The sequence below is a fragment of the Paenibacillus sedimenti genome (assembly GCF_014534655.1).
Classification (GTDB): Bacteria; Bacillota; Bacilli; order Paenibacillales; family NBRC-103111; genus Paenibacillus_E; species Paenibacillus_E sedimenti.
Genome location: NZ_JACVVD010000005.1, coordinates 152632 through 171522 on the forward strand (window position 1 = coordinate 152632; position 18891 = coordinate 171522).

General features: G+C 47.3%; 22 protein-coding genes and 1 other annotated feature. Of the genes, 21 read left to right on the plus strand and 1 reads right to left on the minus strand.

The genetic code is table 11. The features are described 5' to 3' along the window. The first annotated feature begins 38 nt into the window (after nucleotides 1–38). From ICC18_RS16185 to ICC18_RS16195, 3 genes are all read left to right on the plus strand, one after another. Nucleotides 39–1415 (plus strand): bifunctional folylpolyglutamate synthase/dihydrofolate synthase, encoded by a 1377-nt coding sequence (locus tag ICC18_RS16185; RefSeq protein WP_188175484.1) that lies wholly within the window; start codon nucleotides 39–41, stop codon nucleotides 1413–1415. 7 nt (nucleotides 1416–1422) lie between these two features. Then, on the plus strand, nucleotides 1423–2811 hold the full coding sequence (murC, locus tag ICC18_RS16190) for a UDP-N-acetylmuramate--L-alanine ligase (RefSeq protein ID WP_188175485.1): 1389 nt from the start codon (nucleotides 1423–1425) through the stop codon (nucleotides 2809–2811). Between the two features lie 119 nt (nucleotides 2812–2930). After that, nucleotides 2931–4301, plus strand: a complete 1371-nt coding sequence (locus ICC18_RS16195; protein WP_188175486.1) for an SPOR domain-containing protein — start codon at nucleotides 2931–2933, stop codon at nucleotides 4299–4301. Nucleotides 4302–4380: 79 nt separating this feature from the next. Here the strand turns inward: ICC18_RS16195 and ICC18_RS16200 are convergent, their stop codons facing one another. After that, nucleotides 4381–5646, minus strand: a complete 1266-nt coding sequence (locus ICC18_RS16200; RefSeq protein WP_188175487.1) for an N-acetylmuramoyl-L-alanine amidase — start codon at nucleotides 5644–5646, stop codon at nucleotides 4381–4383. Nucleotides 5647–5791: 145 nt separating this feature from the next. On the opposite strand from ICC18_RS16200, the gene ICC18_RS16205 reads away from it, so the two are divergent. The 18 genes from ICC18_RS16205 to ICC18_RS16290 all read left to right on the plus strand — a co-directional run bounded on the left by ICC18_RS16205 (nucleotide 5792) and on the right by ICC18_RS16290 (nucleotide 18889). Beyond that, nucleotides 5792–6034, plus strand: a complete 243-nt coding sequence (locus tag ICC18_RS16205) for a DUF4321 domain-containing protein (protein ID WP_188175488.1) — start codon at nucleotides 5792–5794, stop codon at nucleotides 6032–6034. A 53-nt stretch (nucleotides 6035–6087) separates the two neighbouring features. Beyond that, on the plus strand, nucleotides 6088–6795 hold the full coding sequence (locus ICC18_RS16210) for a Maf family protein (protein WP_188175489.1): 708 nt from the start codon (nucleotides 6088–6090) through the stop codon (nucleotides 6793–6795). A 122-nt stretch (nucleotides 6796–6917) separates the two neighbouring features. Next, nucleotides 6918–7142, plus strand: a complete 225-nt coding sequence (locus ICC18_RS16215) for a response regulator (RefSeq protein WP_188175490.1) — start codon at nucleotides 6918–6920, stop codon at nucleotides 7140–7142. Further along, on the plus strand, nucleotides 7139–7588 hold the full coding sequence (locus ICC18_RS16220; protein ID WP_188175491.1) for an RrF2 family transcriptional regulator: 450 nt from the start codon (nucleotides 7139–7141) through the stop codon (nucleotides 7586–7588). The genes ICC18_RS16215 and ICC18_RS16220 overlap by 4 nt, the downstream gene beginning before the upstream one ends. 135 nt (nucleotides 7589–7723) lie before the next feature. Beyond that, entirely contained in the window at nucleotides 7724–8413 is a 690-nt protein-coding gene (gene radC / locus ICC18_RS16225) for a RadC family protein (RefSeq protein ID WP_188175492.1), read from the plus strand. Between the two features lie 66 nt (nucleotides 8414–8479). Continuing rightward, nucleotides 8480–9514: a rod shape-determining protein gene (locus ICC18_RS16230; RefSeq protein WP_188175493.1), complete on the plus strand. Its 1035-nt coding sequence runs from the start codon at nucleotides 8480–8482 to the stop codon at nucleotides 9512–9514. 26 nt (nucleotides 9515–9540) lie between these two features. Continuing rightward, nucleotides 9541–10404, plus strand: a complete 864-nt coding sequence (gene mreC / locus ICC18_RS16235; protein ID WP_223192621.1) for a rod shape-determining protein MreC — start codon at nucleotides 9541–9543, stop codon at nucleotides 10402–10404. A 13-nt stretch (nucleotides 10405–10417) separates the two neighbouring features. Next, on the plus strand, nucleotides 10418–10945 hold the full coding sequence (mreD, locus tag ICC18_RS16240; protein WP_188175494.1) for a rod shape-determining protein MreD: 528 nt from the start codon (nucleotides 10418–10420) through the stop codon (nucleotides 10943–10945). A gap of 87 nt (nucleotides 10946–11032) precedes the next feature. Further along, nucleotides 11033–11692: a septum site-determining protein MinC gene (minC, locus tag ICC18_RS16245; RefSeq protein WP_188175495.1), complete on the plus strand. Its 660-nt coding sequence runs from the start codon at nucleotides 11033–11035 to the stop codon at nucleotides 11690–11692. A gap of 40 nt (nucleotides 11693–11732) precedes the next feature. Beyond that, the gene (gene minD / locus ICC18_RS16250) at nucleotides 11733–12527 is read left to right on the plus strand and encodes a septum site-determining protein MinD (protein WP_188175496.1); all 795 of its coding nucleotides are present in this window, start codon (nucleotides 11733–11735) and stop codon (nucleotides 12525–12527) included. A gap of 6 nt (nucleotides 12528–12533) precedes the next feature. Beyond that, nucleotides 12534–13682, plus strand: coding sequence for an FtsW/RodA/SpoVE family cell cycle protein (locus ICC18_RS16255; protein WP_188175497.1), 1149 nt, complete (start codon nucleotides 12534–12536; stop codon nucleotides 13680–13682). A gap of 196 nt (nucleotides 13683–13878) precedes the next feature. After that, complete coding sequence (locus ICC18_RS16260; RefSeq protein WP_188175498.1) at nucleotides 13879–14775, plus strand: M23 family metallopeptidase; 897 nt, start codon at nucleotides 13879–13881, stop codon at nucleotides 14773–14775. Continuing rightward, nucleotides 14768–15643 (plus strand): M50 family metallopeptidase, encoded by an 876-nt coding sequence (locus tag ICC18_RS16265; protein ID WP_188175499.1) that lies wholly within the window; start codon nucleotides 14768–14770, stop codon nucleotides 15641–15643. The genes ICC18_RS16260 and ICC18_RS16265 overlap by 8 nt, the downstream gene beginning before the upstream one ends. 21 nt (nucleotides 15644–15664) lie before the next feature. Beyond that, nucleotides 15665–16828 carry an Rne/Rng family ribonuclease gene (locus tag ICC18_RS16270; protein ID WP_188175500.1) on the plus strand — a complete coding sequence of 388 codons (1164 nt, stop codon included), beginning with the start codon at nucleotides 15665–15667 and terminating at the stop codon, nucleotides 16826–16828. 53 nt (nucleotides 16829–16881) lie between these two features. Next, nucleotides 16882–16969 (plus strand) — a sequence feature (ribosomal protein L21 leader region). Nucleotides 16970–16981: 12 nt separating this feature from the next. Beyond that, entirely contained in the window at nucleotides 16982–17293 is a 312-nt protein-coding gene (gene rplU, locus ICC18_RS16275) for a 50S ribosomal protein L21 (protein WP_188175501.1), read from the plus strand. Between the two features lie 11 nt (nucleotides 17294–17304). Next, a complete protein-coding gene (locus ICC18_RS16280; protein ID WP_188175502.1) occupies nucleotides 17305–17658 on the plus strand; it encodes a ribosomal-processing cysteine protease Prp in 354 nt (117 codons plus the stop codon). 4 nt (nucleotides 17659–17662) lie between these two features. Next, the gene (gene rpmA / locus ICC18_RS16285) at nucleotides 17663–17974 is read left to right on the plus strand and encodes a 50S ribosomal protein L27 (RefSeq protein WP_188175503.1); all 312 of its coding nucleotides are present in this window, start codon (nucleotides 17663–17665) and stop codon (nucleotides 17972–17974) included. 75 nt (nucleotides 17975–18049) lie between these two features. Continuing rightward, on the plus strand, nucleotides 18050–18889 hold the full coding sequence (locus ICC18_RS16290) for a Spo0B domain-containing protein (RefSeq protein WP_188175504.1): 840 nt from the start codon (nucleotides 18050–18052) through the stop codon (nucleotides 18887–18889). Nucleotides 18890–18891: the final 2 nt, after the last annotated feature.

The following is an 18891-nucleotide window of genomic DNA, read 5'->3' on the forward strand; positions in this document are numbered from 1 at the left end:
AAATAAGGCGATTCATATAGTAAATGAGGATGAAATCTATGAATGGGATACAAGATTCCAATCCGGCGTCTTTTCAGACGGCGAAAGAAGCCATCGGCTGGATCGTAGGCCGGATGGAAAAGCTCGGTATGAAACCAGGGCTTCAGCGAATGAACATGCTTATGGAAAAGCTAGGTCATCCAGAGCGGAAGCTCAAATTCATTCATGTGGCCGGAACGAACGGTAAAGGCTCTACCTGCGCATACTTAACCTCAGTACTAAGGACATGCGGATACGATGTAGGCACGTTTACTTCTCCTTATTTGGAGAAATATACGAACCGGATTCAAGTCAATGGCGCAGATATTGAAGACGATGTACTGCTTCGTCTCGTCAACGAGATGAAGCCTATCGTGGATGAGATCGCGGCTACGGAGGTGGGTCCTCCGTCGATGTTTGAAATCTCGACGGCACTCGCCATTCTCTATTTCGCAACCGTCGCTTATCCTGACTATGTGGTATGGGAAACAGGCTTAGGGGGAAGGCTGGATAGCACGAACATCGTGAATCCGGTAGTTACCATTATTACCAACGTAGGTCACGACCATATGGAGATCCTGGGTGACACTTTAGAGCAGGTTGCTGCTGAAAAAGCCGGTATTATCAAGGCAGGTGTGCCTGTCATTACGGCAGTTGAACCGCACAACGTATGGAGCGTTATCGAACAAGCGGCTAAGGACAAGAAAGCGACCTTGTACTCTTTAGGCAAACAATTCAATTACACGACGGTAACAAGCGAAATGGATCGTCAAATTTTTGATTTTGCTGGTCCATTTCGTCATTTGAAAGAAGTACCGATCTCACTTAATGGACATCATCAGATAAAGAATGCAGCCGTTGCAGTCATGACGCTTGAAGTGCTTCGCCAGTATTACGCGTGTATCGTAGAAGACGAGGATCTCTACAAAGGTCTCGAAGAAACCCGCTGGCCTGGAAGACTGGAGATGGTCTCTAAGCATCCTCGCATTTTACTGGACGGCGCGCACAACCCGGAAGGAGCAGAGACGTTAGCTGCAGCGCTGCAAAGCGTGTACAGCTACCGTAAGCTTCATTTTATGGCAGGAATGCTCTCGACCAAGAATCATACAGGCTATCTCAAGCATATACTACCATTGGTGGATACTCTCATCCTTACCGAACCAGACTTTCATAAAAAAGGGGACGCCTCCCGGCTCGCCGAACTTGCTCAGGAGCTGCTCCACGATATGGACCGCAAGGTCGAGATCATTGTGGAACGCGATTGGAAGCGGGCTTTGGAAACCCTAACAAGCAGAACTGAGCAGGATGATCTGGCGGTCGTATCCGGCACGCTGTATTTAATCTCCGATGTTCGTTCTTGGATTACCTATCAAACCGATTCTGAAAAAGGATGGTGAGAACGGCGTGAGTCAAGCAGAACACGTACATTTTATCGGTATCGGCGGATACGGAATGAGTGCCATTGCCAAAGTCATGCTTGAAATGGGATACCGCATATCCGGTTCCGATCTGGCTCAACAGGAGCTTACGGAGAAGTTGAAAGCCAAGGGAGCACAAGTTTTTATAGGACATGAAGCACAGAATGTGTCAGGTGCGGATCTGGTTGTCTACTCAACGGCTTTAGCCAAAGACAACGTGGAGATACAAGCGGCGGAGGATTTGAAAATCCCGATTATCCATCGTTCCCAAATGCTGGCGCGGCTCATGAATGAGCGCAAAGGAATCGCGGTAGCGGGTGCGCATGGCAAAACAACGACATCATCGATGATCGCACTCGTTATGGAGAATTGCGGTCTCGATCCGACTTATATTATCGGCGGAGAAATTATGAACGTCGGCAGCAATGCCAAAGCGGGTAAAGGTGAGTTCGTCGTAGCGGAAGCGGACGAGAGCGACGGTACGTTTCTCCAGTATCACCCTACACTTGCGCTGGTTAATAATATTGAAGCGGATCACTTGGAAAATTATAACGGTGACTTTGAGAATTTAAAAAAAGCGTATGCGCAATTTCTCAGTCAGGTAAGACCCGGAGGGAAAGCTGTTGTTTGCCGGGACGACGCCTTCCTGAATGAAATGATTCCACAGATTCAAAGTGAAGTCATTACGTATGGCATTCATCACGATGCGGATTATATGGCTAGCGACATTACTTTGGGCGACCGCAAAGTGACATTTACGGTACACCACAAAGGGACAACGCTGGGTCAGATCAGTCTCTCCGTTCCCGGAAAGCATAATGTTTATAATGCACTTGCTACCCTTATTACTTGTCTGGAAGCGGGACTCTCCTTCGAACAGATTGCCGAGGCCATTCAGGAATTTCGTGGGGCAAAGCGGAGATTTCAAGTGTTGGGTGAAGTCGAAAATATATTGGTTATTGATGATTATGCCCATCACCCGACTGAAATTCAGGCAACGATCTCTGCTGCTAAAGCAACCGGCAAACGTATCGTAGCTGTTTTCCAGCCCCAGCGGTATACACGGACCTATTATTTATTCGAGCAGTTCAGCCGCTCATTTGAAGAAGCGGATGAGGTCATTATTACCGATATCTACTCTCCGGCTGGCGAGAAACGAATTGAAGGTGTAGATTCCGCTAAGCTGGTGGAGCTCATTCGGAGCAACAGCAACCCGAATGTTCAGCATATTCCGACGAGGGATGAAGTGCTCGAATATTTAACTCAGCATGTGAGACAAGGGGATTTAGTGTTGACAATGGGAGCGGGCGACATCTGGAAAGCCGCGGATGGCTTAGCCAAAGCGCTTCGCGCTCAATATGGAACAAGCGTATGAATGTAAAAGACCGTTTTCAAGCTGAATTGGCTTGGCGGTCTTTTTTTGCTGAAAGGAACATATTTCGATTCTCTCAATCATAATCTAGTAATACCAGATTAGGACAAGGAGATAACCATATGAACAATAAAGCAAGAATTACATATCGTTTCGATCAGAAAGAGCAGCAAAACCAAAGCCGCAAGGGCAGCTCGCCTCAGGTCAATGAGGATAAGGTGATTCCACTCTATCAAGAAGAATTTGAAGTCATAGAGACGTCAACCGGCGATAATGGCTCAGATACGGTTACGTCAATGGAGAGAGCGGAGAGACAGCAAGCGGAAAGTTTGTTTGAGCCGCATGCGCTTAATACGTTCACGACGGATTTCGGTAACTGGAATAGTCAGATTGAAACGGAAGGTGAGCGTGTGGAGCGCATTATTCGAGAGTCGCAATCGGCTGTAGAGAACCCAATAGACAAAGAAAAGGCCTCGAATAGAATGAATCCGCCGCATGCGGATGAGTACAGGGATGATTGGACAACTTGGACCAACAACAAAAGACCTTGGGTAGAGCCAGGTACAGGAGCCAGATATGCCAAATCGTCCGGTGCACCGTGGATACGCATTGCCACTTCGGTTGCCGGCGCTGTGATTACCGGTATCGCCTTTGGTTTTTTTGTATTATCGATGTTTTCTACGGAGCATGAACCTGGGGAGACAGCCGGTAAAACTACAGTGTCAGTTCCTTCACCGAACGTTCAGTCTTCGGCTCCTGATAAGTCGGTGCCGGCTAACGCAGGAGCAGTCATACAAGATCCGTCCAAAGCTGCAGATCCGGCTTCAGCGATCCCATCATCCGCTGCTGGCGTCACACAAATTCAAATCCCTGCAAAAACGTATGCGTTCCTGCAAAACGGCGTATTTAGTTCACTGCAGAGCGCTCAAGCAGCGCAAGATAGTTTGAAAAAGAAAGGTTTAGCCTCCGCTTTGGACGGAAGTGAAAAGCCTACCGTATTTGTCGGCTTCGCATCAACAAGAGATGATGCGCTCGCATTAAGTCAGCAGCTGCAGGTTCAGGACAAAGCTTTGGAGGTTTATGTCAAAAATGTGGATATTCCGGCGGCCGCAAATATACGTTGGAACGGCACGAAGCCGGAAGCTGTAGGCTCTTTTGTCGTGGAAGGCGATAAGCTGGTTAAGACGATCAGCGGCTTAACCGTTGTGCATCTGGCGGAGACGAAGCCGATAGCTCTGGCGGATTCATCCCTGCAAGCGATCCGGACCTCCCATCAATCGCTGACAACATTGTCCGCATCCGTCAATGAGGGTATCGGCGAGGACGTCAAGCCGCTAGTGCAGAAGATGACAACTGCTCTGAACAGTGCGGTGCAATCGATGGAGGAATATAAGAAATCCCCGTCCACCGCTATGCTTTGGCAGGCACAAACTTCGATGATGCAGTACATCATCGCCCAGAAGGAGCTGCTCAAGAAAATAAGCGTCTCTTAAAGTAACCCAAAAAAAAGCAAGCCCGTCTCCGCTTTTTACAGCTGATGACGGGCTTGCTATTTTGTGGATAACGAGGGCTTTATTTGGATAGGTATCGATCCATCATGGCAGCGATTTCAGCTCGGGTAATGGATTGATCTGGCCTAAACTCCGTATCCGTAATGCCATTAATAATGGCTTGATTTTTCAAGGCATATATCGCCTTAGCGCTCCATAACGCCAGCGGCACATCGTTAAAAGCAGGGTTGGCAGGAACAGGCTTTTGGCTGACAGCAGGCTGTTTCATTTGAAGCAAACGATTGAATAGAACCGCAACCTCGCCTCTGGTAATCGGCCGGTCCGGTCGGATTGTCCCGTCCTGGTAGCCTTGTAACAGGTTTAACGCTTTCGCTGTGGTAAAAACATCGCTTGCCCAATGATCGGCAGGCAAATCTTTGTATGTTTTGCTTGCTGAGGATGTAGTTGAATTACTGCTGCAACCGTAAACTGCATCTGTTACGGAACCCGTTTTACCAGCCTTGCATTGCGCCTTTAGCTTACTGAATGTAAATGTGCGATCCATTAATGTCAGGAACTCAGCCCTTGTTAATGCACGCTGGGGTTCATAGCGGTTGCCGTTACCTTCGATTAACCCTTTGTTTTTCATACGAAGTACCGCATCCCGCGCCCAATGTCCGATCGTATCCGTAAACACGGGAGGGACGAAGGCCTCAATTCCTCTTTCAATACCGACAGCCATCTTCGTGCGAACGGAATCATTTGCCAGCAAAGCGGCATCTCCAGAGTTGCTCAGGAAAGCCGTTTCGACCAGAATACTCGGAATTGTACCCATTCTAGCGACATAGACGGCGCTTGGCACGAGACCAAGGTCAGCGGTGCCAGCCGCAGCCGCCAGCGCACTTTGCACATGCTGGGCCAAATCTTTGCTGTAGGGCGTCAGCAGTTTCATCGTATCGCTCGCCGGATAATCTTCTTGAGGGTGAGCGTCATCGTAATAGAGCACCATGGAGCCGTTTACTTTTGAACTTGTGTGTGAATTGGCATGGATGGACACGAATATGTCGGCATTTTGGCTATTCGTGAGCTCGACTCGCTGTTGCAGAGACAAATAGCGGTCATCCGATCTCGTCATGTAGACTTCATAGCCTCTCCTTGCAAGCTCGTCACTCAGCTTTTTAGCGATGTCCAGATTGACATCTTTTTCTTTCAATCCGTTTTTGCTAATGGCGCCCGGATCGCTTCCGCCGTGACCGGCATCGACAACAACTTTGTAAGCAAATGCTTGATAAGGAAATGCGAATGTAAGTAAAAATGACAGAATAAGGAGTTTCTTAAGTAAATTCATGTGCGGCAGTACCTCCAGTTACTATCTTACTAGGATCAGCTCTCTGTGTAAGCAGGTAAGATACGCCATTCTATTATGTTTGTCATGGTAAATATAAGCAGATGCAAGTATAATAGGCTTGTACATAATAGGGAGGATGGCAGCAATGAAAAAAGGCACCGTCACATTAGTCATATTTTTAATCGTCGGGCTCATAACCGGAGTCATCGTTGGCCAGCTGCTGGCCCCAGTTCCTGCTCTCGCTTTTTTAACCAAGTCTGCATCGATCAGCTGGGATCCAAAGGCTGATTTACAAGTTTTGAAATATGAAATCCATCTTCAGGTGAAGCTAAACTTGTGCAGTATTCTCGGTTTAGTGGGCGCATACCTTCTGTACCGTAAGCTGTAATCGGAATCGAGAGCCTGTCCATTCAGACTATATATTGTAAGGAGCTGTCAGAATTGAGCCATACAAGTCATCAAACACTTATTCTTGCTTCGTCTTCGCCGCGGAGGCAGGAGCTGATCCAGACGCTTGGGCTTCCCTATATCATTCGGGTCAGTGACGCAGATGAGACCGTCGAAGAGAAAATCACGCCTGCAGAGTTGGTAGAGCTTCTGTCTTTACGCAAAGCGACAACCGTACGTGAGATGCTTCCGGAATCGGAGAAGCAAGGCATCATAATCGGATCCGATACTGTCGTGGTGTATCAAGGTGAAGTGCTCGGCAAGCCGATTGACGAAGAGGATTCCTTCCGGATGTTAAAAGCGTTGCAAGGGAATACGCATGAGGTCTACAGCGGAGTAGCATGTGTGAATACGGATACAGGCAGGTCTATCGTTTCTCATAAGGGGGACAATGACAACACAATGTACCTTGGAGATGCTTGTCAGTATCGTATCTTATCTGAGTCGGCAAGCGATAAACCAGGAGTTATTGTAGGTCACTCTGTTAGCAAGGTGACATTTAGACCGATGAGTGATGAAGAGATCTGGGGGTATATTACAACTGGAGAGCCCAAAGATAAGGCAGGCGCATATGGTGTGCAGGGGCTAGGATCACTGTTCATCGAAAAGATTGAGGGGGATTTCTATAGTGTGATGGGTCTGCCCATGAACCTCCTTTATCAAATGTTATTAAGATTTGGCATTAGTCCATTTCATAATTAAAAATCGATGTTTAAGGTTTAATATAAAAATGAATTAATGATGATGCCATAATCGTATTATGGTATTATATAGAAATTTGAAAGCGCAACCATTATTGTGGATATCATAAAGGGGGGGAATGCGTGAACTTGCTGCTGGTCGACGATGAATGGTTTACGAGAGAAGGCATCTTGGATAAACTGCCTTGGCGTCAGCTTGGAATCACATTGATGATTTCTGTCGGAGGTCGAGAAAGCTGCGCTGCGCTGCGGCAAGATAGTTATACATTGACTGTGCAATCTGTAACGAGTACAATGACAGTAAGCGACAAGACTTCGCATTCTTCCGGGAGGTCATCTCTACCATGAACAGCGAGTTCACGATAGCCGTCCATAGTCTCGTCTTTCTGGCACATTTGCCTGATCATATGGCAACCAGCGAAGAAATTGCAACGAATGTATCCACTCACTCTGCCCGGATTCGCAAGGTCATGGGGTTCCTTCGTAAAGCAGGATATGTATCAACTAAGGAAGGCATAGGCGGCGGCTTTATTTTAAGCTGTAACCCGGATCAAGTAACTCTTGGTGAAATTTATCGATTAACGTGTCATGGATCTTTGAAGCCCAGTTGGTGTACCGGCGATGAGAACAAGTCCTGTATGATATCATCCAAGATGGATAGACTTATGGGCGTTATGTTTTCAAATGCGGAGAAGCAGATGGAAATGTACTTTGATCAGCATACGATTGGCAGCATGCTCAGACAACTTATCGCTATCGAATGTCCACAATTGAATAATGAGCATTCGTCCTAGAAGCCCTCGGATCTTTTAAACCGGGGGCTTTATTTGTTGTATTTCGGGGATTTGTTTCGTTTATTCGGGCTTTCAGGCAATGAATGGGATGCCGTTAAGTAACACAACCTACATACGAATGAAAGAGGGGAATTCATGGAAGCGACAAGCTTAATGATTAAAGAGGTACCGCAAGAGGAGAGACCAAGAGAGCGTATGCTTCAGTTCGGCGCGGGAGCATTGAGTAATGCGGAGTTATTAGCAATTTTACTTCGGACTGGAACAGTCTCGGAATCTGCAATTCGTCTTGCAGGCCGGATTCTGAGTGAGTGCGGCGGATTGCGCAGTCTGGTTGACATGAGTAAGGATCAGCTCACCCAGATCAGAGGAATCGGGGATGCGAAGGCGCTGCAAATCCAAGCAGGCATTGAGCTGGGGCGCAGGCTGGCGAAGACATCTTTGACGGAACGAGTAACCATTCGTTCGCCCAAAGACGTATCTGATCTATTAAGTGAGGATCTTCGTTATTTGCAGAAAGAACATTTTGTTTGTTTATTTTTGAACACGAAGAATCATGTGCTTGCTCAAGAAACGTTATCTATGGGCAGCCTCAATGCGTCCATCGTGCATCCACGCGAAGTGTTTCGCGCAGCGATCAAACGAAGCAGCGCTTCCATCGTTTGCGTTCACAATCATCCGAGCGGGGATCCGACGCCTAGTCCGGAAGACATTCAACTGACCCAGCGGCTGATCGAAGCGGGTGCTATTATTGGCATCGATGTGCTTGATCATGTCATAATTGGGGATCAAAGATTCATAAGTTTGAAGGAAGAAGGTTATATGTAATATAATAAGAGTTATGCTCGGAGGATCAGACACAGACTAGATGCAACAAGGAAAGGAGCAACTGCCATGTTCGGTGGTTTTACGAGAGATTTAGGAATTGACTTAGGTACGGCGAATACGCTTGTTTATGTGAAAGGCAGAGGGATTATCGTGAGGGAGCCTTCGGTGGTTGCCCTGCGTACTGATACAAAAACGATTGAGGCAGTCGGAGACGCCGCAAAAAAAATGATCGGTCGTACACCCGGCAATATTAGGGCGATCCGCCCGATGAAGGATGGCGTTATCGCCGATTTCGAGACGACGTCGACGATGATCCGCTACTTTTTGAGACAAGCCCAGAAGCAGCGCTGGCTGTTCCAGCGGCACCCGAATGTGATGGTATGCGTGCCTTCCGGCATTACAGCCGTTGAGAAACGAGCTGTAGAAGATGCCACGAAGCAAGCTGGCGCGCGCGATGCTTATACGATCGAAGAACCGTTCGCGGCAGCAATCGGTGCCGATCTTCCCGTATGGGAACCGACAGGCAGTATGGTTGTCGATATCGGTGGAGGTACGACAGAGGTAGCGGTCATCTCGCTCGGAGGGATTGTTACAAGCCGGTCGATTCGTATTGCCGGCGATGAAATGGACGATGCCATCATTCAATACATTAAACGTACCTACAATTTGATGATTGGTGAACGCACAGCAGAAACGTTGAAAATGGAGATCGGTTCTGCTCTTCCGACGGAGCTGCCTGAACCGCTGGAAATTCGCGGGCGGGATCTTGTATCCGGCTTGCCGAAGACGTTAAGCGTAACTTCGCATGAAATTACTGAAGCTCTGACAGATACCGTTAATGCGATTGTTGACGCAGTGAAGGTCACGCTGGAAAAATGTCCGCCCGAGCTGTCCGCGGATATTATGGATCGCGGTATCGTATTGACAGGCGGTGGCGGCTTGCTGCGGAATCTGGATCGCTTACTGGCGAGAGAAACAGGGATGCCTGTTCTAGTCGCTGAGAATCCGCTGGATTGTGTAGCGATCGGTACCGGCAGGGCGCTGGAAAATATTCATTTGTTCAAAACGAGGTCGGGACCAACTTCAAGATACAAGCGTTAAACATTCGTTAGAAGGTGTTGTTCATTTTGTTTAAATTCATGGGGAACAAGAGGCTGATCTTTTTGATGGTCGGCCTAATCAGTTTTTTTATATTAATGGGTCTGACACTGGGCAATCGGGCGCCGATGACGTGGCCGGAAAAATTTATTAAAGACTCGGTTTCATGGACGCAAGGACTCTTCTATAAGCCCGCTGCTTCAATAGCGGGTTTCTTTCAAGATATTCGCCAGTTGAGGGTCATCTATGAGGAGAACAAGACACTGAAGCTGACGCTTACGCAATATGCGCGAGATACGCAACGATTGAACGAGCTTGAAGCGCAAAACAAGCGTTTAATGGAAGCTCTTGGGTTTACGGAGCGTCAGCGCCAAGCGAATGTATATACCTATCGCATCGCAGAGGTAGTGACGATTGATCCGGATCCTTACAATAATACGGTTACGATCAATTTGGGGGATAAAGACGGCATAAAAGAAAATATGGCCGTAATGACGGTCGACGGTCTGGTAGGCAGGGTAAGCCAAGTGTTCGGCTTTCACTCTAATGTCCAGCTTCTCAAAGCGATTACGGATACCGACAACAACTCCAAGGCGATCGCTGTAACTGTAAAGGGTAATGAAAGTGAGCCTTTCGGTATGATTGAGTCTTATGATTCAAACACAGGGGAACTCGTCATGAACAAAGTCGAACAAGCGGATACAATGAAAGTCGGTGACACGGTTATTACTTCAGGAATGGGACAAGTATTCCCTAAAGGCATTGAGGTAGGCACGATTTCGTCCATCGGTCCCGGGGAATTCGGTATCACATACAAGGTTATGGTGAAGCCCAAAGCTTCGTTCAACCATATTCGTGAAGTGTTTGTGGTCGAAGTTCCGGAAGTGAAATGAGGTGGGGCATAACGTGACGCGGCATCTGCTCTGGCTCATTTTATTAGGGTTATTTGTTCTGCAAGGTACGATCGCGCATTGGCTAATACCGTCATCATGGCAGGGTCAAGTTTATGTGGCGCCGCATTTTACCCTTGTGTTTATTCTGTTTATCGGACTTTTTCATCATCGTCATACTGCACTCATCTACGGGCTGATATTCGGGCTTTTGCAAGATTTTAATTATTACAGCTCGATCCTGGGCATTTATTCATTCGGTATGGGACTCACCGGTTACCTGGCCGGACTTACCCAGCGAAGACAGCCCAATCTCATCTTTTATAATCTGCTAATTACTGGTATTGGGTTGTTGTTGTTTGAATTGATTAATTACGGTATCAACCGGTTGTTCAAGTTGATCGATATCGATTTAGAATTTGCGCTCACCCACTATATGCTTCCAAGTGTTCTGTTTAATCTGCTTTTTGCCTTGCTTTGCTACGTGCCTATACGCAAGCTCCTCGAAGGGAAGCTGAGCGGATCGTCTGGAACGGAAGATTAAAGAAGGACCGGAACAAATTCCAGGCTTAAAGCAGGAAAACGCAGGACATGAACCGAAATGTATAGGTTGGGAGGTCGGCACGCAATTATGTCCGTTTCAAAGCATCAGGTGATGATAAAAGGAGTCAAAGACGGCCTTGTTTTTTTACTGAACGACACATGTGAATGGGAGATTTTGCTGCAGGAGCTTCAGCATAAGCTGGAGAAGACGCATCAGCAAATTTTGACGGGTCCAATTATTCATGTGCATGTCAAGCTAGGCAATCGGGAAGTGACCGAGGAACAAAAAGAAGAAATTCGCGCGATTATCCGGCAAAAAGGAAATCTGCTTATACAATCGATTGAAAGCGATCTGCGTTCTCAGCAGGAAGCTGGCGAACCAGCCCCTTCGATCACGACGCTCAAAGGTATGATTCGTTCAGGACAAACCCTCCATCACGAGGGTGATTTGCTTTATCTGGGCGATGTAAATCCCGGTGGAACTATTACTTGCACGGGTAATATTTATGTCATGGGTTCATTGCGCGGAATGGCGCATGCAGGCATAGATGGGGATGAGAACGCCATAATCGCTGCTTCGCATATGCGCCCGACGCAGCTCCGTATCGCCGGTATCATCAGCCGTCCTCCGGACGAATGGGGAATTGAAGAGGCGTTTATGGAATTCGCCTACATTAAGGAAGGCAAAATGGAAATCGACAAGCTTCACCAGCTCCATCGCATTGTTCCGGAATCTATGATGGGTTGAGACTTATATACGGAAAAATAGAGTGTGGGAGTGAGAAAATATGGGAGACGCGATTGTAGTCACTTCGGGTAAAGGCGGCGTCGGGAAAACGACGACTTCAGCTAATCTGGGGACAGCCTTGGCTTTGCTTGGCAAAAAAGTTTGCATGGTAGACACTGACATCGGATTGCGAAACCTGGACGTAGTGATGGGGCTTGAAAACCGAATTATTTATGATCTTGTCGATGTCGTGGAAGGGCGATGCCGATTGCCGCAGGCATTGATCAAAGATAAGCGTTTTGATGAGTTGTACCTGCTGCCGGCTGCACAAACGAAAGACAAGCATGCCGTTTCGCCGGAAGACGTCAGAAATATTGTACTGGATCTCAAAAAAGATTTCGATTTCGTTATTATTGACTGCCCTGCGGGTATTGAACAAGGGTTTAAGAATGCCGTTGCAGGCGCAGACAAGGCGGTCGTTGTGACGACTCCTGAGCATGCAGCTGTACGTGATGCAGACCGGATTATTGGACTTCTGGAAAATGAGAAGATCTCTTCGCCGAAGCTGGTCATTAATCGAATTCGTGCGAATATGGTTAAAAAAGGCGAAATGCTGGATATCGATGAAATTTGCTCGGTGCTTGCCATTGATCTTCTCGGCATCGTGCCGGACGACGAATATGTCATTAAGGCCGCCAATTCAGGCGAACCTACGGTGATGAATCCGTCATCGCGTGCTGCGATAGCTTATCGAAATATTGCTAGGCGTATTCTGGGAGACACCGTGCCGCTCATGCCGCTTGAAGATAAAACCGGTTGGGTAAAACGTATGAAAAAGTTTATCGGGATAGGATGATCGTACTTGCTTGCCAAACTGAAAAACATTGATATTCCTATCGTTGTCATCTTGTTTGCCTTTATGGTTATTAGCACCATGATGGTCTATAGTGCATCTGTAGATCATCCAACCATATCGATCAGCGTTACCAAAATACTAATCCTATACGCCGTTGGACTAATCGCCTTTGTCGGTTGCAGTTTATTCGATTATCGTGTCCTCGTGAAAATAGCGCCTTACCTGTACGGTATCGGGATTATTTCTTTAATTGCGGTTTACTTTTTCGGTGAGGAAATTCACGGAGCGCGCGGCTGGTTTGAGTTGCCTGGCGGCTTGAATTTTCAGCCGGCCGAGCTTGTGAAACTGATTCTTATCATATGCGTCACTGCCTTACTTGCAAGACGCGGAGGCGACCTATTACAGTTTAAAAAAGATGTTATACCCGTAGGCTTGGCTGTTTTATTGCCATTTATTCTCGTGCTCATCCAGCCTGATCTTGGGAATGCCATTATCTTTATCATTATTTTGATCGGCATGCTGTGGATCGGAAATGTCAAATACACACATGTACTTTTAAGCATAGTTGTACTAGCTGGAGTGGGTTTCTTATTTCTGACGCTGTACAAGCATTTCCACCAATCCTTGTTCGATGTGCTGAAACAATACGGGTTCAGCCATTGGATGGATCGAATCGACACATACCTCTACCCGCAGGATGTGTCAGACGACGATAGTTACCAGGTTCGCAATGCTATTCGAGCTATTGGATCAGGCGGGCTGGAAGGAGAAGGCTATCTGAACGGCACATCCGTTCATAGCAACTTTATTCCTTTCGCTTATTCGGACTCCATCTTTGTCGTTGTCGGCGAGGAGTTTGGTTTCCGAGGCTCGGCTATTCTGCTATTCATCTACTTTATGCTGATCTACCGGATGATTCTTATTTCGATCCAAAGCACGCAACTCAGCGGCGCCTATATCGTTGTGGGCGTTGTTTCAATGTTTGTTTTCCAAATTTTCGAAAATGTCGGCATGATGATCGGCATTATGCCGTTAACCGGGATTACGCTTCCATTTATCAGCTATGGAGGCACATCATTGCTCATCAATATGCTGTCTCTAGGCCTAGTGATGAGCGTCAAGCTGCACCAGGAGCGGGAACCGGAATTATTTTAGCGAAAAAAGCAAAGCCCCTTCATCGGGGCTTTTTCTTTTGCCGTCGGTCAACATAATCTTGTCCCTCCATTCATAGGCTGTACTATGGCACGCCTAGTATAGTAGATGCATACGAAGTCAGCTTTGCTAAAGCAAAACCCAGCTTATGCTTACGAAGAAAGCTTTCCTAAAGGAAAGCTCTTAGGAGGGGACTTCTATGGAAGTCAAAGATAAAGTTAAACAGCGCCGCATGGAACGGCTGCGCAATCTGCGCGAAGGCCAGGATGCCGGCTATAGAGGCGGGAGTGCGAGCAAATCTTACCGAAGCAGCGATGACGGTTCATTACCCATACGCCCGGAATTGGACTTGCCGCTATATGCGGATGCGCAATGGAATCGGCGAATGGAAGATCCCGAGATTGCATGGCGATATAAGCTGCGTATGGACCCGTCCTTGAATGGACGGGACTACTTGGACAATGAGGAGAAAAGCCTGTTTTCTCCGCCTTCTCGACGCTCGATAATCACGAAGCTAATTATAAGTTCTATGGTTTTTGCTGCAGTGTATGGAATGTTCCATATAAATCAACCCTGGGCAAACAAGGGGAAACAGTTTATTACAGCTTCCCTGACGCAATCTTATGATTTCAGTTCGCTTTCAGCTTGGTATACAGAGCGCTTTGGCGGCTCGCCATCGTTTATTCCCAGCTTTAACCGGGAAGGAGATGAAGCGGTTAAGGTAAGTGCGTCCAAACGCACACTTTTTTCGCCTGCTAAAGGAAGTATCGTAACCTCGTATGACGGTGCATCTCATCTGGGCGTTATGCTGAATACAACCGCGAATGCACCCGTTTATGCGCTCGATACAGGACAAGTTATTTTTGCCGGGACGACAGCGGAATCGGGTTTAACTATCATCATTCGCCATGCCAACGGTCTTCAATCCGTTTACGGGTCAATGAGTGAATCCAACGTAGAAGTCAATGATTGGATCAACCGTGGGGAAGCCGTAGGCAAAGCTTCCAAGGGGGAGCCTGGCAAGGGAACTTTTTATTTTGCGGTTACGAAGGACGGGCATCCCATGAATCCGACGGATGTGATTTCTTTTGATTAGGCGGGCCGGAACTACGTATCGCATTCATCCTTTGCTTACACTTATATTAATCGGTTCGGCGCTTACCGGTTATTTTCTCGAGGCCGCAACGCTTTTTGGTATCGTTCTTGTTCATGAACTCGGACATTTGGCCGCGGCAAACGGTTTCGGGTGGAGAGTGCGGGAGGTACAGCTTCTGCCCTTTGGGGGCGTTGTGGTTGTCGATGAGTTGGGATCGGTTCCTGCTTGGGAAGAATTAATTGTAGCCTTGGCTGGTCCTCTGCAGCATGTTTGGATGATTGTGGTAGCTTTTCTCATGCAGTGGCTTGGCGTCGGTACGCACGAATGGTGGACCTATTTCATAGAAGCGAATGTGATGATCGGGTTGTTCAATCTTTTGCCGGTGATGCCGCTTGATGGGGGCAAAGTCATGCAGTGCTTGTTAGGGTATATCTTGTCGTATCATAACACCATTTTATATACGACGTGGATCGGCATGGCATTGAGCGCAGGGGTGATTTGCATGGCTGCCATCCAATTGGTTAGCGGTCAACTGCCGTTGAATTTGCTTGTGATCGGCATCTTCCTGCTCGTATCTAATTGGTATGCTTATCGGCAGCTGCCGTATCATTTTTTTCGATTTCTGATGGCGCGAGGCCAGCGTGTAAGCAGGCTGCTTAGCCGCGGAACATTGGCGCAGCCTATTGTCATCACCAAGCATCGGACGATGGCCGAGACCGTTAAGCTTTTTATGAGAGAAAAATATCATTTGATCTATGTCATAAATGAAAATGGGCGCATACAAGCCGTATTGCCTGAGCAGCAATTGGTCAGCGGTTATTTAAATGGAAAAAAACCGGGGAGTGCAGTTTCCGATCTTTTCATGTAAAATAACTGTTGAGGTGAAAGCATGAAGCAGCTCATAATCCACTGCGCGCCTGAACTGACGCAAGCGGCATTGTTGGAAGACGGCCGTCTTGCCGAGTATGATACGCAGTATCCGCTTGATTCCCAGAGAGCAGGCAGCATCTATTTGGGCCGCATCGTCAATGTACTTCCCGGTATGCAGGCGGCATTCGTCGATATCGGACTAGTTAAAAATGCCTTTCTATATATAGATGATCTGCTCCCCGTCCATTTGGACAAACAACCCAAAATAAAACCCTCCATTACGGAACTCGTCGTGGTCGGGCAAACCCTCATGGTGCAAGTCACCAAAGATCCGCAAGGTACCAAAGGCGCAAGGGTTACGACCCACGTTTCCATTCCAGGGCGCTGGATCGTATACATGCCGGACGCTGATTACATTGCCATTTCACGTAAAATTGATCTCGAAGCCGAAAGACTGCGATTAAAACAGATAGCCGAAGGCATCCTGCTTCCCGGTGAAGGTGTCATTGTCCGTACAGGAGCAGTGGGACAGAGCGAGGAAGCTATCCGTGATGATTTGCAAAATTTGCGGGATCTGTGGAGCTCAATCTGTTCCAAAATGGATGAAGCGCATGCTCCCGCCCAGCTTTATCAAGATCTTGATTTGCTTCCCAGACTGGCACGAGATGTCATTACGGATGACGTTAAAGAAGTATGGATGAATGACTCCAAAGTATACGAGGAAATGAAGCTGCTGCTACGTAAGCAGAATCCGGGTTGGCGTGGCCGAGTCGCCTATTATGATCGTAAGGTGCCTTTGTTTGATCAATTCGGCGTCACCGAGGAACTAAACCGCAGCTTCAGGCGTAAGATCTGGCTGCCCAGCGGCGGCTATCTCGTCATTGATCAGACGGAAGCGCTGACCGTTATCGATGTGAATACGGGAAGATATACCGGTTCGATCGACCTGGAGCAGACGGTTTTTGACATTAATCGGGAAGCGGCGACGGAGATTCCAAGGTTGCTGCGTCTGCGCAATACTCGCGGCATTATCATTGTTGATTTTATCGATATGAATTCAGATTTGAATCGGTTGGCTGTGATGGAACATATCTCGCAAGCCGTTCGTAAGGATCGCTCCAAAACCGTTATCGTTGGGTGGACGAAGCTGGGGCTTCTGGAAATGACACGCAAGCGCAAATAAGGCATTGCATAGCAAAATGTTTCTGTGCTATAATACTCGAAGTGTGTTGTTTAGGCATGCTGTAACCGCACGAATCGGGTCGAAGTACGGCGATGGATTTATTCCGGCCGTCACCTGGACAAGGCGAGTCTGAGACATGAGGAGGTAATGAGAATGTACGCAATTATTGAAACAGGCGGTAAACAGTACAAAGTTCAAGAGGGCGATGTTCTGTACATCGAGAAATTGAACGCAGCTGAAGGTGAAGTTGTTTCTTTTGATCGTGTGCTTGCGGTTTCCAAAGAGAGCGGTCTGGTTGTAGGTGCTCCATTGGTATCCGGTGCTGCAGTTTCCGCGAAAGTGGAGAAACACGGCAAAGGCGCGAAGGTTATTGTATACAAATACAAACCTAAAAAGAACTATCACAAAAAGCAAGGTCATCGTCAACCGTACACGAAAGTGGTCGTTGAGAAAATCCAAGCGTAAGAGGCAGCCTTATGATCTATGTGACCATAGAGCGGCTTTCGCAGGATTCCCCTCAGATCTCATCTTTTGTGGTGGAAGGCCATGCTGAATATGACGTGCCTGGTAAAGACCTGGTCTGCGCGGCAGTATCGGCGGTAACGTTCGGTACTTATAATGCGATAGAATCATTAACGGGAATCATTCCGCTCCATGAGATGGAACCGGGGCTTCTGGATGTAACCATTCCGGAGCTGACGGAAGCAGATCATGCGAAGAATGCTCAAGTTCAATTGATTCTAGAGTCCATGATCGTCATGCTACAAACGATTGAACGAAACTACGGTGACTATATAACGATTGAAACAACCTTTCGAGAAGGAGGATGACACCATGTTGCAATTGAATCTTCAGTTTTTCGCTTCCAAAAAGGGAGTAGGTTCTACAAAGAACGGTCGTGACAGTATCGCAAAACGCCTTGGCGTTAAGCGTGCTGACGGTCAAACAGTTACTGCCGGCAGCATTCTCGTTCGTCAACGCGGAACGAAAATTCACCCAGGTAACAATGTCGGCATCGGTTCGGACGATACATTGTTCGCTTTGGTAGAAGGCGTAGTGAAGTTCGAACGTTGGGGTCGCGATCGCAAAAAAGTGAGCGTATACCCAGCTGATGTAGCTCCTGTAGCTGCTACTGTAGAAGTGTAAGATCAATCCCCGGCGAGCGATATGTTCGCTGGGGTTTTTCTTTGTTTATACATCCTTTTTACAGCAGTAACAAGGATGGTGAACTTTTCCATATGGCATGCTATACTGGAGAAACGGTTACATAGCAAGCGAGAACGGAGCGAAGCGGCAATGAAGCAAGCGGGCAGTGCACAAGTTTATCTGATAGCCATCGTGCTGATTGGATTAACCGGATTGATGTTTCTGGAACCTTGGGTGATCAGGGCGGCTTTATTACTGATTACAGTACTTTGCGGGTATACGGCTTTTAAATTAGAAGCTAGCAGAATGCACGAAAAATGGAGCCGCGAGCTAAAGCAGCAAGACCAACAGCATGATTCGAACGTGCTTCAGATCGTGAATCGGCTGCGTCATGATTGGATGAACGATATGCAAATTTTGTTCGGTTATATACAACTGAAGAAATTTGATAATTTACAGCCGTATATGGAAAAAATAAAAATGAATATGCAGCAGGAAAGCAATCTCTCCAAGCTGGGTATCCCATCGCTGATCGCTTTTTTACTTCTGTTTCGTGTTCAAACGAAATCGTTACAGCTTGAAATTGAGCTGGATCAAGAAGTTAACCTTGGACAACTCCCATTACGGCAAGGGTTGATCGAAACCTTAGTGCGTAAAACTGTGGAATTGTTCAAACAGCATGCTGCTGCTGGCGGCGATGATTGCGGTATGCTTAGTTTGGCATTTGATGCACAGGAAGATGGTTTGCTGCTTGACTTTGTATATCAAGGTCCGTATGACCGCGATGGGTTGAATCAAGCGGTTCAAGATGCATTGCAGGTTAAAACGGTGTATCATGTTTTGGAGCAATTTGACTTGCAAGACGAAGAAGTGGTTCTCGCTTTACGATTGCCGTTTCGAAATAATGAGGTGTAAGC